The following is a 12,308-nucleotide window of genomic DNA, read 5'->3' as shown; positions in this document are numbered from 1 at the left end:
GGCGAGCACGCCGGCGATGAATCCGACTGCCAGACCCGGCAGGGTCAACAGGAACAGACGGCGCATCGCTTCCATCTCCTAACCGAGGTCCACGACGCCGAACCGGAACATGCTGTAGAAGAGCATGCCCAGGTAGAACACCGCACCAAACCCGATGATCACGTTGGACCACCACTTCGGCCGGATCGGTTTCGGCAACATCCGGTTGTTCACCAGCAACAACACGATGCAGTAGGCACCCATGGCGAACGTGGACAGGAACGCGAGGATGTCGAGAATGCCCTCCGGTCCGTCGGCCGGGCCGAACAGCAGGATCAGGATGCCGAACGTGATGACACCCCAGAGGAACCCCGCGTACAGGTGGGACATCTTGAACCGCTTCGCACCTGGGAAGTGGAAGTAGGTCATGTCGGACTGACCACGCGAGAACGAGTCGAACAACCCGAGGGTGGCGTTCACGCCGATCAGCGCGATGAACCCGAAGAACAACCCGCCGAGCACCGAACCGCCGACCGAGGCGAACGAGTCGGACATCGCCTGCAACGCCGCCGACCGCTCGCCGTTCTCGATGACGTCCTTGACGTTCGGGTTCTCCCGCGCCGCGGACTGGGCCAGCACCGTGAACGAGATCGTGACCAGCATCGTGATGCCCCAGAACAGCAGGAAGGCATCGAAGGTTATCCACTTGCGCCAGCCGCGCCACTTCGCCATCTCGGCGGGGTCCGACGTGTCGAACATGAACCCATGCGCGGGGATCTTCTCCTGCTCGCCCGCGGTACGCAGGCCGCGGATCTTCGGGACGTGCGCGCCCATGCCGGCGCCGGACTCACGCAGGTGGAGCGTGTACCACATCTGCTGCATGCCGGACGGCCCGGCGAACGCGATCGAACCGACCACGATCGGGAACCACTCCGCGGACATCATGTCCTTCGGGAAGTACCCGAACGCGAACATCCCGGCGAGCGTGGAGCCGAGGTCGGCCCAGCTGCCCGCGATCGAGGCGATGATCGTGGTGCCGATCACCAGGATGCCGATCAGGAACCCGAGAATATTCTCCACGACGTCGTAGATGACGCTGGCCAGGCTGAACAGGATCCCGACCAGGACCAGCACCACGATCGCCGAGACCACCCATGGTATGCCGGTCAGCTGTTCGAACGCGGACATGCCGGCCGACAGGTGGCCGGGCCACATGTAGACCAGGATGGCCGTGACGAAGAAGAACCACATGATCGGCTTGAACACGCGTGCCGCACCGGTGAAGATGCTCTCCCCGGTGGCCATCGCGTAGCGCGCCATCTCGAGCATCACCACGGCCTGCAAGGTGACGCCGATCAGGAACAACCACCGGATCTCCGGGCCGAAGACCAGCACCAGCCGTGGCCACATGTACGACTCGCCCATGCCCACGCCGAGCGCGAGCAGGAAGACCGTCGGACCCAGCAGGTGAATGGACGGGGGCGCGTCCGGTAGCGGGCGAATGGGCATCGGTTCGAGCTTTCCGGCTCGCCATACCCGTTCCTCGCCCGCGACAGTGCTCGGGTTGTTCACCTCGGCACTGCCCGCGGCGCGGGGATTGTGAGAATCCACCATTGGACCTCCAGTGTTCGAATTCCGCCTGCCTGTCGACCCCTGCTGGTGACCGCCGTTCCCGTCCTGGCGGCCACCCGGTACTGCTTCCCTCTTGTTTTGGTCGGCGGCCGTCAGCCGGATCGAGGACGACGCGAGAGGCCACCGGCACCGGCCAGGTGCCACACGGACCTCGCGAGCCGGCTCATTCCGGCCTGCCCTCGCCGATCAAGCCGGCGGCCCGCGCCCACCGGTACTTGGCACCGAGGACCGCGACCGGCTTCTCGGTGGTGTAGGGGTAGGCGATCACGCGATGCTCGAACAGGTACTCGCTCGCCTGCTCGACCTCCGTGTCGCCCGCCAGCGAGGCCACCACCGGCTTGTCGATCCCCTTGGCCCGCGCCTCGGCGAGGACCTTCGCGGTGAGCTCGGCGAACACCATCGGCGGCGTGACGATCGTGTGCCAGTAGCCCAGGATCAGCGCGTGGATGCGCGGGTCCTCGAGGCCAAGGCGGATGGTCGCCTCGTACGTCGACGGTGGCTCGCCACCGGTGATGTCGATGGGGTTGCCCGCCGCGCCGAACGGCGGGATGAACTTGCGGAACGCCTCGTCGAGATCCGGCGGGATGTCCATCAGGGACAGTCCCTCCGCGACGCACGCGTCCGACAGCAGCACACCGGAGCCGCCGGCACCGGTGATGATGACGACGTTCTCGCCCTTCGGCGTGGGGAGCAGCGGCAGGCCGCGCGCGAACTCGAGCATCTCGTTGAGCCCGGGGGCACGGACCACGCCGGCCTGCCTTAGGATGTCGTCGTAGACCTTGTCGTCGCCGGCCAGCGCGCCCGTGTGCGAGCTCGCGGCCCGCGCGCCCATGGCGGTGCGACCCGCCTTGAGGACCACGACCGGCTTCTTCTTCGTCATCCGCTGGGCGGTCTCCACGAACGCCCGGCCGTCCTTGAGGTCTTCCAGGTGCATGGCCACACACTGGGTGTTGTCGTCCTGCTCGAAGAACGTGAGCAGGTCGTCCTCGTCCACATCAGACTTGTTGCCGAGCCCGACGATGGCCGAGACACCCATCTTCGTCGTCCGGGCGAAGCCCAGGATCGCCATGCCGATGCCGCCCGACTGCGAGGTGAGCGCCACCCCGCCCTTCACGTCGTACGGCGTGCAGAACGTCGCGCACAGGTTCTGCGGCGTGTAGTAGTAGCCGTAGATGTTCGGGCCGAGCATCCGGATGCCGTAGCGGTTCGCGATGCCGACGATCTCGTCCTGCAACTCCTGGTTGCCGGTCTCGGCGAACCCGGACGGGATCATCACCGCGGCCGCGACGCCCTTCTCACCGCACTCGGTGAGCGACGCCGGTACGAACTTCGCCGGCACGGCGAACACCGCGACGTCCACGTCGCCCGGCACGTCGCCGACCGACTTGTACGCCTTGCGCTCCATGATGGTGTCGGCCTTGGGGTTGATCGGGTAGATCTCCCCCGCGTAGCCGCCGTTGATCAGGTTCTTCATCACGGAGTTGCCGATCTTGCCCGCCTGCTCGGACGCGCCGATGACGGCCACCGACCGCGGGTTCATCAGCCGGTCCATCACGCGCAGGATCTCGTCCTGGCTGTACTGGACCTTCTCCGCGCGCGCCTCGGTCTCCAGCAGGATCCGCACGTCGGCCGCGGTCGCCCCGGCCGCCGAGGCGAACACCGGGTTGAGGTCGAACTCGCTGATCTCCGGGAAGTCGGTGACCAGCCGCGAGACCTTCGCGATCACGCCGGCGAGCGCGTCCAGGTCGACCGGCTCCGCGCCGCGAGCGCCCTGGAGCACCTCGGCCGCCTTGATGCCGGTCACCATCGAGCGCGCCTCGGCGTCGTCGAGCGGCGCGAGCCGGAACGTCACGTCCTTGAGCACCTCGACGAGCACGCCGCCGAGGCCGAACGCGACGACCTTGCCGAACGTGCCGTCGGTCGTGGCGCCGACGATGACTTCCTGGCCGCCCGCCACCATCTCCTGCACCTGGACGCCGGCGATGCTCGCGGACTCGGAGTACCGCTTGGCGTTCGCCACGATCTCGTCGAACGCCGTGCGGGCGGCGTCCCCGCCGGACACACCGACGATCACACCGCCCGCCTCGGTCTTGTGCAGGATGTCCGGCGAGACGATCTTGCAGGCGACCGGCTTGCCGATCTCCTCGGCGATCCGGGCCGCCTCGTCGGCCGTCGTCGCGAGACCCTCACGTGGGGTGGGGATCCCGTACGCGTCGCAGACCCGCTTGCCTTCCGGCGCGGTGAGCGAGTCCCGGCCTTCGGCCCGGACCTTGTCCAGGACCTCGCGGACGGCGCTCTTGTCTACCTCGGCCATGACCTCAGATCACTCCATTCGCCTTGAGCTCGGCCAGCTCGTCGTCGCCGAGGCCGAACTCGCCGTAGATGTCGTGGTTGTGCTCGCCCAGAAGCGGCGAGCGGCGCACCTCGGCGGGCGAGTCGGACAGCTTGATCGGCATGCCGACCGTCGCGAACTCGCCACGCTGCGGGTGGTCCACCTTGACGACGATCTCGTTCTCCACCAGCGAGGTGTCCTCGATGATCTCCTTGGTGGACAGGATCGGACCGCAGGGGATGTTGTGCGCGTTGAGCTTCGCGAGCACCTCCCACTTGTTGTGTTCGATCGACCAGTCCTCGATCATCTGGAACATCTTGTCCAGTTTGGACAGCCGCGCCTCCGGCGTGGCCCATTCCGGGTCGTCCACGAGCTCGGGGCGGCCGATCAGCTTCGCGATCGGCTCCCAGCCCACCGGCTGGACGATCACGTAGATGTAGTCGTTCGGGCCGCCGGGCGCGCACTTGACCGCCCAGCCGGGCTGGCCGCCGCCGGACGCGTTGCCCGACCGCGGCACGGTGTCGCCGAACTCCCTGTTCGGGTACTCGCCGAGCGGGCCGTGCGTGAGCCGCTGCTGGTCGCGCAGCTTCACCCGGCACAGGTTGAGCACGGCGTGCTGCATGGCGACCGTCACCCGCTGGCCGCGGCCGCTGCGCTCGCGCTGGTAGAGCGCGGCGAGGATGCCGGCCACGGTGTGGATGCCGGTGCCGGAGTCACCGATCTGCGCGCCCGTCGCGAGCGGCGGGCCGTCCTCCATGCCGGTGGTGGACATCGAGCCGCCCATCGCCTGCGCGACCACCTCGTATGCCTTGAAGTGGGTGTAGGGGCCGTCGCCGAAGCCCTTGATGGACGCGTAGATCAGCCGCGGGTTGATCTCCTGGAGCCTGTCCCAAGAGAACCCCATGCGATCCACCGCGCCCGGGCCGAAGTTCTCCGCGAGGATGTCGAACTTCTTCACCATCTCGGTGAAGAGCTCCTTGCCCTTCTCCGACTTCATGTTCAGCGTGATGCTGCGCTTGTTGCAGTTCAGCATCGTGAAGTACAGGCTGTCCACATCGGGCAGGTCGCGGAGCTGCTTGCGGGTGATGTCCCCCGTCGGGGCCTCGAGCTTCACCACGTCCGCGCCCATCCAGGCGAGGATCTGCGTGCACGACGGTCCGGATTGGACGTGGGTCATGTCGAGGACCCGGACGCCTTCGAGTGCCTTTCCCATGACGTGCCCCTCCTGAGGTCGATTCAAAACAGGTCTGCTTCTGGTCATCGGCTGCTATGTGGGGTTCGAACCGACCTCACTTGTACATGGTCTGGTTCATGGTCCCGGGCGCGTAGACCTCGGGATCGACCCAGACGTTGATCAACGACGGCAGGCCGCTCTCGCGCGCCCGCTCCAGTGCCGGGCGGATGTCCTTGGGATCGCGGACCTCCTCGCCGTAGCCGCCGAGCATCCGCGCGAACTCGTCGTAGCGCACGTCCCCGAGCGTGTTGCCGACCCGGCCGCGGTCCGCACCGTACTTCTGGATCTGGCCGTAACGGATCTGGTTCATCGACGAGTTGTTGCCGACGATGCCGACGAACGGCAGGTTGAACCGGACCAGCGTCTCGAAGTCGAAGCCCGTCAGGGAGAACGCGCCGTCCCCGAACAGGGCGACGATCTCCTTGTCCGGCCGCGCGTACTTCGCCGCCAGCACGAACGGCACGCCGACGCCGAGTGTCCCAAGTGGACCGGGATCCATCCAGTGGCCGGGCGACTTGGGCTGCACGACCTGGCCGGAGAACGTGACGATGTCACCGCCGTCCCCGATGTAGATGGAGTCCTCGGTGAGGAACTCGTTGATCTCGTGCACCAGCCGGTACGGGTCGATCGGCGAGGCGTCCGAGTGCTGGCGCGGCAGCCGCTTCTCGTAGGCCTGCGTCTCCACCGCGCGCAGCTCCTCGAGCCACGCCTTGCGGGCCACTGAGCCGTTGTCCACCCGGCCGGACGCGGCCTGGGTGACCGCGGCGAGCACGGCGCCGGCGTCGCCCACGATGCCGAGGTCGATGTCGCGGTTCTTGCCGACCGTGCGGTAGTCGAGGTCGACCTGTACCACGGTGGCATCCTGGGAGAGCCGCTTGCCGTAGCCCATCCGGAAGTCGAACGGCGTGCCGACGATGATGATCAGGTCGGCGTTCTGGAAGGCGTAGCGGCGGGCGAGCTGCAGGTGGTGCGGGTCCTTCGGCGGCAGCGTGCCGCGGCCCGAGCCGTTCATGAAGGCCGGCACGTTGAGCGTCCGGACGAACTCGACGGCCGCGTCGGTGCCGCGGGTGGTCCACACCTGGCTGCCGAGCAGCACGCACGGCTTCTCCGCGTTGACCACGAGGTCGGCGAGCCGCTCGATGGCGGCCGGGTCGCCCGCGCTCCTCGTGGACGCGCGGTAGGCGCCCGCCTTCGGGATGCGGGCCTTCTCCACGGGGACCTTCGCGTCGAGGATGTCGCGCGGGATCTCCAGGAACGCGGGGCCGGGGGCACCGAGGTAGCACTCGCGGAAGGCCATCGACACCAGATCCGCGACGCGCTCGGTGTGCGGCACCGTCGCGGCGAACTTGGTGATCGGGCTCATCATGTCGACGTGCGGGAGGTCTTGCAGCGAGCCCATCTTGTGCTGGGAGAGCGCACCCTGGCCGCCGATCAGCAGCATGGGGCTCTCCGCGCGCAGGGCGTTGGCCACGCCGGTCACCGCGTCGGTGGTGCCGGGGCCGGCGGTGACGACCGCGCAGCCGGGCTTGCCCGTGATGCGCGCGTAGCCGTCGGCCGCGTGGGCGGCGACCTGCTCGTGGCGTACGTCGATCACGTCGATGCCTTCGTCGACGCAGCCGTCGTAGATGTCGATGATGTGTCCGCCGCACAGCGTGAAGATCACGTCCACGCCCTCGGCTTTCAGCGCCTTCGCCACCAGGTGCCCACCGGAGATCAGCTCGGGTTGGTTCTCGGCTGGTGCCGCGACCGATTTGGCGCTGTCCGGCGCGCCGATCGGACCTGTCTCGACCGATGAAGCCATCTGCCTGGTCATCTCCTCGTGTCCATCAGGGTAATTCGTGGTGGCGCATACTGCATACCGTATGACTCTAATGACGGCCGGCGTCCTGGTCTACGTTTTCTCGTCGGCGCTGGTCGCGGCTATCGCCTGACCGCCGGCCGCCTGCTTCCAGCCCGTCCTCGGGTCCGCTGTCGCGTCTGCTTCGGACACTCCCCTGCGCAGGGCCGAATGCATGCTCACCACTTTCCGTCTCGCAGAACATCTCATACTGTATGCTGCATACCATTTGCATGCAAGAACGGAGCTTGCCGGTGAAAGTTGCTGTTCTTGGGGCCGGCGCCATCGGCGCGTACGTCGGTGCGGCACTGCACCGCGGCGGAGTCGAGGTGCACCTGATCGCCCGAGGTCCCCACCTGAAGAAGATCCGCGAGTCGGGGGTGCGAGTCGAGAGCCCGCGCGGAGACTTCACCGCCCGTCCACACGCGACCAACAATCCCGCCGAGGTGGGCCCGGTCGACCACGTGTTCCTGGGCCTGAAGGCCAACCGCTACGCGGACGCGGGCCCGATGGTCAAGCCACTGCTGCACGACGAGACGACGATCATCGCCGCGCAGAACGGCATCCCCTGGTGGTACTTCCACGGCGTCGACGGCGAGTACGCCGGGCGCCGCATCGACGCCGTCGACCCGGACGGCAGCGTGAGCGCCGCGCTCCCGGTGGAGCGCGCGATCGGCTGCGTGGTCTACGCGGCCACCGAGATCGCCTCCCCCGGCGTGATCCGCCATCTGGAGGGCACCCGGTTCTCCATCGGCGAGCCGACCGGTGAGATCTCACAGCGCTGCACCACGTTTTCGGACGCCATGATCGCCGGTGGCCTGAAGTGTCCGGTAGAGCCCGACCTGCGCAGGGACATCTGGCTCAAGCTGATGGGCAACATCGCGTTCAACCCGATCAGCGCCCTGACCCGCGCCACGATGGCCGGCATCTGCCGGCACATCGACACCCGTGAGCTCGTGGTGCAGATGATGACGGAGACCCTCGACGTGGCCACCCGTCTGGGCGCGCACCCGGAGATCTCCATCGCACGCCGCCTGGCGGGCGCCGAGCGCGCGGGCGAGCACAAGACCTCCACGCTCCAGGACCTGGAGCGCGGCCGCCCGCTGGAGCTGGACGTGATCCTGAAGGCGGTCGTGGAGCTGGCGGACCTCACCGGCGCCTCGGCGCCCACGTTGCGCGTGGTGAGCGCACTGGCGGACCTGCTCAACGAACAGGTCGCCGCCCCGGTTCCGGGCTGACCCAGACCGGTCGCACCTCCTGTCCGGCGCGCCTCCTTCGGTGCTCCACCGTCGGGGGCGCGTCTTTGTACGCAACTTTGTGCGCAACGCGACCGGTACCGCGATGCCGTCGCCGAAAGCAGGACTCGGCCGATCCGGCGCACCCGCGGCGGCAGTTCGTCGACACATTGTCGATCTTGGCTCCGCGACATCGTTGATCGGCTTCGACGCCTGTGTGACTCACAGTGCGCCTTCGGTGGCGCATTCAGCTCTTGAACGCAACGCGGACTGCTCCCTAAGTTGACTCCGTTATTGCGCCGAAAGGCGTAGCGTAGGGAGAACCCGTGAAGTGGTGGTCCGCCGCCACGCAGTGGCGCAACTGGCCGTTGCAGGTGAAACTGGGGATGGTGCTCGTCGTGCCGGTAATCGGCGCGGGAGTCCTCGGTGCGCTGCGGGTGCAGAACGACGTGCAGCTCGCCGGCTCCTACGCTGCGACGGAGCGCATCGCAGATCTTCGGGCACAGCTGCTCACCACGCTGACAGCCATCCAGGACGAGCGCACTGCGGCCGTGCAGCAGAGCCGTGACCTGGACAAACTCTCGCGAAGCACAGACGCGGAGATCGCGCGGGCCAACGCTGCCGTCGAGCAGAACACCGACCTCGGCGAGGACGCCATACAGCGCTTCCGATACGTGACGGACGCGGTCGGCGTGCTCCACGACGCGCGCGAGCAGGTGGCCGAACGCGCCGACGGCGACCTCGTACTCGGCTCCTACGACGTCGTCACCGGTGCCGTGCTGGACTTCGACCGCGCGCTGATCGGCCGCTTCCCCGACGCGGAGCTGACCAACATCTCCATCTCGCTCAACGAGCTGCAGGCCGCCCGCGAGCAGGTCGGCATCCAGCACGCGGCCGGGCTCATCGCCGCACGCAACGGCCGGATCTCCGACTTCGAGCGCACGACCTTCGTCAAGACCGATGCCCGGCTGGACGACAACCTCAACGACTTCCGGGCGGTGGCGCCGGACGCGCTGCGGCAGGGCTACGAGTCGACGGTGTCGGGACCCGACGTCATCAAGCGGCAATCGCTGGTGCGGGCCGCCCGGATTCCCGGTATCGACGCTCCGCGCTACACCGAGGAGGAGTGGAACACGTCGTTCGGCGCCACCACCGATCTGATGTTCGACGTGACCAGGAACGCGAGCAACTCGCTCCGCGAGAAGTCCGCGGCGCTGTCCGACGACTTCGGCACCCGGGCGGGCGTGGTGTCGGCGGTGCTGCTGATCGTGGCGCTGCTCGCGCTGGGTATCGGCTTCGTGATCGCCCGTTACCTGCTGCGCTCGGTCGGCGTGTTGCGCCGCACCGCGCTGGACGTGGCGCACGAGCGGCTACCGGCGGCCGTGGAGAGCATCCGTGCCGGCGAGTTGGAGAAGGCCGCGATCGACCCGGTGCCGCTGCACACCACCGAGGAGTTCGGCCAGCTGGCGCGGGCGTTCGACGCGGTGCACGCCCAGGCCGTGCGCTCGGCGGCCGAGGAGGCGGGCCTGCGCAGCAACCTCGCCAGCATCTTCACGAACCTGTCCCGCCGCAGCCAGGGCCTCGTCGAGCGGCAGCTACGGCTGATGGAGCAACTGGAGGAACAGGAGGACGACCCGGACCAGCTGTCGAACCTGTTCAAGCTCGACCACCTCGCCACGCGGATGCGGCGCAACAACGAGAACCTGATGGTGCTGTCCGGCGCCGGGCTCAGCCGCCGGTTCGCCGAACCCATGCCCGTGTCCGACATCCTGCGCGCGGCGGTGTCCGAGGTCGAGCATTACCAGCGCGTGCTGGTCTCCTCGGTGCCCGACGTCCGGGTCGTCGGCTACGTCGCCGGGGATCTGATCCGATCGGTGTCCGAGCTGATCGAGAACGCGACGAAGTTCTCCCCGCCGGACACCCCGGTCGTGATCGCGGGCCGGCTGGAGGCCGACGGCTCGGTGCTCGTGGAGATCACCGACGAGGGCGTCGGCATGGCCGGCGAGGAGCTGCTGGAGGCGAACAACCGCGTCGCCGCCGGCGGCGGAGTCGACGTGCCGGTGTCCCGGCAGATGGGGCTGTTCGTGATCGGCCGGCTGACCGTCCGGCACGGCATTCGCGTGTGGCTCTCCCCGCGGGACGACGGCAAGGACGGCCTGCGCGCGTTCGTGCGCGTGCCGGTGGCGGTGGTGGTGACGGGCGGGACGGTCACCCGGTCTCCTGCGACGGCCGCGCCGCAGCCGTCGAACCCGGCACCGAGCCCGCCGATAGGAGCATCGACGGTCGCCAGTCGGCTCGAGGTGGCCGGCATTCACGTCCAGCTGACCGACTTCCCGTCGGCGACCTCCCCGGCGTCGATCCTGTTCGTCGCGACGCGGCTGGCCGAAGAGCCGGTGGCGGCCGTCGCGGCGGCCGCGGCTGCGCCCGGCGAGGCCGCGTTCACCTGGCTCAACCGTCCGGTCACCGCGGAAACACCGCGGCCCGCCCCACCGACATCCGGTGTGGAGCAGCAGACTGACCCGAACGGCCTCCCCAAACGGGTCCCGCGAGGACAGCCGCATGTCCCGCCGGCGAACGACCGGCCCGCGACCCGCACCCGCGACGCGGAGCGAACCCGAGGGTTCCTCAGCAGCTTCCAGGCGGGTGCCCGGCAGAGCGAGCCCCGAGAGGAGGCGACCGACGGATGAGCGCCGATTCACACCAGGTCGGCAAGTTCGGCTGGCTGGTCGACAACTTCGCCGAGAGCGTGCCCGGTGTCGCGCACGCCGTGGTGGTCTCCGTCGACGGCCTGTTGCTCGCCGCGTCGGCCCGGCTGCCGGCCGAGCGCGCCGCGCAGATGTCGGCCATCACCGCCGGGATGGTCAGCCTGAACCTCGGCGCGGCCAGGTGCCTCGACGGGGGCGAGGTAGTGCGCGCGGTCGTCGAGATGGACGACGGCGCGCTGCTGCTGACTTCCATCCGGGACGGTTCGTGCCTCGCCGTGCTGGCGGGCATCGACTGTGACGTCGCGCAGGTCGCCTACGAGATGACGGTCCTGGTAGAGCAGTTCGGGAAGATCTTGACACCACAGCTGCGCGCGGCGCTCGCCGCGACCTGAGCCATGACCGGGCACGAGTCACCCGAGGTCATCCTCGCCGGCGTCGCAGAGGCCGTCAGCTCGCACGGTGGCGAGCCGCTCGAGGAGTACTCGTCGAGCGTCCGCGCGTACGCATGGACCGGTGGCCGGACCCGGCCGAGCGTCAAGCTGGAGGTCGAGACGCTGGTGTCGACCACCGAACGAGCCGAAGGCATGCTCGACGCGCTGCGCAGCGAGCACCAGCCGGTGGCCCGGCTGTGCCACCGCTCGATCTCGGTTGCGGAGGTCAGCGCGTTGCTGTCACTGCCGCTGGGTGTGGTCCGGGTGCTCCTGGACGACATGGCCGGGCTCGGCCTCATCAACGTTCACGGCGCCCAGTCCGGCCCCGACGACCGGCCGAACCTCGAGCTACTGGAGCGCGTCCGCCGCGGCCTGGTCAACCTGGATCGCTAGCGGCACCCGGCCAAGGCAAATCCCCCGACAAGCCCAGCCGGTCATCTGCCGTCGTGCATCTCTTCGGAGAAGACGAACACGCGGATCGCGTTGCCGGTGTCCGGGTGCACCTGCGCGAGGTAGGCGCTCGCCGGCCGGCCGATGATGCTCTCGACGGCGTCGAGGAAGTCCTTGCGGGTCGCCTCGTGCAGCGCCTCGTGATGACGGATCACCGCCTCGCGGTGGCCGCGTTCGCCCAGTACCGCGTCGGCGACGGTCAGGCTGTCGATCGACAGCACGACGAGGCTCACCGGATCGTCGTCGCTGACCGATACCTGTACGTTGCGCGGACCGCGGCCGTAGAACGTCCGCTCCAGGCTCGTGATCCGCTCGGCCACGGCATTGCGCTGCGCCTTGGTTATCCGCATGGCGCCATTCCCTTCGCCGGGCGCCGGGCCCGTTGTCCCCCCGCTCCCCCGCCCGATATTCTCGCGGCGGCGCTAACCATAGCGGCTGATCGGGCCGGACCGCAGTGTGCTCGCCGAAGCCGG

At 68.5% G+C, this 12,308-nt stretch carries 9 protein-coding genes; 4 read left to right on the top strand and 5 right to left on the bottom strand.

Going from position 1 to position 12,308, the window contains the following annotated elements; all coding sequences use genetic code 11:
- Window positions 1-78 precede the first annotated feature (78 nt).
- The 4 genes from VH969_RS31190 to VH969_RS31175 all read right to left on the bottom strand — a co-directional run bounded on the left by VH969_RS31190 (window position 79) and on the right by VH969_RS31175 (window position 6,978).
- Complete coding sequence (locus VH969_RS31190; RefSeq protein ID WP_331980842.1) at window positions 79-1,488, bottom strand: Nramp family divalent metal transporter; 1,410 nt, start codon at window positions 1,486-1,488, stop codon at window positions 79-81.
- Between the two features lie 286 nt (window positions 1,489-1,774).
- Entirely contained in the window at window positions 1,775-3,925 is a 2,151-nt protein-coding gene (locus VH969_RS31185; protein WP_331980840.1) for an acetate--CoA ligase family protein, read from the bottom strand.
- A gap of 4 nt (window positions 3,926-3,929) precedes the next feature.
- Entirely contained in the window at window positions 3,930-5,156 is a 1,227-nt protein-coding gene (frc, locus tag VH969_RS31180) for a formyl-CoA transferase (RefSeq protein ID WP_331980838.1), read from the bottom strand.
- A 76-nt stretch (window positions 5,157-5,232) separates the two neighbouring features.
- Window positions 5,233-6,978: a thiamine pyrophosphate-binding protein gene (locus VH969_RS31175; protein WP_331980836.1), complete on the bottom strand. Its 1,746-nt coding sequence runs from the start codon at window positions 6,976-6,978 to the stop codon at window positions 5,233-5,235.
- A 290-nt stretch (window positions 6,979-7,268) separates the two neighbouring features.
- Between VH969_RS31175 and VH969_RS31170 the strand changes: the two genes are divergently transcribed.
- From VH969_RS31170 to VH969_RS31155, 4 genes are all read left to right on the top strand, one after another.
- On the top strand, window positions 7,269-8,252 hold the full coding sequence (locus VH969_RS31170) for a 2-dehydropantoate 2-reductase (RefSeq protein ID WP_331980834.1): 984 nt from the start codon (window positions 7,269-7,271) through the stop codon (window positions 8,250-8,252).
- A 323-nt stretch (window positions 8,253-8,575) separates the two neighbouring features.
- Window positions 8,576-10,936, top strand: a complete 2,361-nt coding sequence (locus VH969_RS31165; protein WP_331980832.1) for a sensor histidine kinase — start codon at window positions 8,576-8,578, stop codon at window positions 10,934-10,936.
- A complete protein-coding gene (locus tag VH969_RS31160; RefSeq protein WP_331980830.1) occupies window positions 10,933-11,346 on the top strand; it encodes a roadblock/LC7 domain-containing protein in 414 nt (137 codons plus the stop codon). The genes VH969_RS31165 and VH969_RS31160 overlap by 4 nt, the downstream gene beginning before the upstream one ends.
- Before the next feature lie 3 nt (window positions 11,347-11,349).
- Window positions 11,350-11,778 carry a DUF742 domain-containing protein gene (locus VH969_RS31155; RefSeq protein WP_331980828.1) on the top strand — a complete coding sequence of 143 codons (429 nt, stop codon included), beginning with the start codon at window positions 11,350-11,352 and terminating at the stop codon, window positions 11,776-11,778.
- 41 nt (window positions 11,779-11,819) lie between these two features.
- Here VH969_RS31155 and VH969_RS31150 read toward each other — a convergent pair whose 3' ends face one another.
- A complete protein-coding gene (locus VH969_RS31150) occupies window positions 11,820-12,185 on the bottom strand; it encodes a Na-translocating system protein MpsC family protein (RefSeq protein ID WP_331980826.1) in 366 nt (121 codons plus the stop codon).
- Between the last annotated feature and the right edge of the window lie 123 nt (window positions 12,186-12,308).

Source organism: Actinophytocola sp., from assembly GCF_036555685.1.
Taxonomy (GTDB): domain Bacteria; phylum Actinomycetota; class Actinomycetes; order Mycobacteriales; family Pseudonocardiaceae; genus Actinophytocola.
Note: the sequence above shows the minus strand (reverse complement) of the source record. Positions and strands in the feature narration are given on the sequence as shown.

Coding starts and splice junctions, on each gene's coding strand:
- VH969_RS31190 (WP_331980842.1), bottom strand. CDS start 1,488: ATGCCCATTCGCCCGCTACCGGACGCGCCCCCGTCCATTCACCTGCTG.
- VH969_RS31185 (WP_331980840.1), bottom strand. CDS start 3,925: ATGGCCGAGGTAGACAAGAGCGCCGTCCGCGAGGTCCTGGACAAGGTC.
- frc (WP_331980838.1), bottom strand. CDS start 5,156: ATGGGAAAGGCACTCGAAGGCGTCCGGGTCCTCGACATGACCCACGTC.
- VH969_RS31175 (WP_331980836.1), bottom strand. CDS start 6,978: ATGGCTTCATCGGTCGAGACAGGTCCGATCGGCGCGCCGGACAGCGCC.
- VH969_RS31160 (WP_331980830.1), top strand. CDS start 10,933: ATGAGCGCCGATTCACACCAGGTCGGCAAGTTCGGCTGGCTGGTCGAC.
- VH969_RS31155 (WP_331980828.1), top strand. CDS start 11,350: ATGACCGGGCACGAGTCACCCGAGGTCATCCTCGCCGGCGTCGCAGAG.
- VH969_RS31150 (WP_331980826.1), bottom strand. CDS start 12,185: ATGCGGATAACCAAGGCGCAGCGCAATGCCGTGGCCGAGCGGATCACG.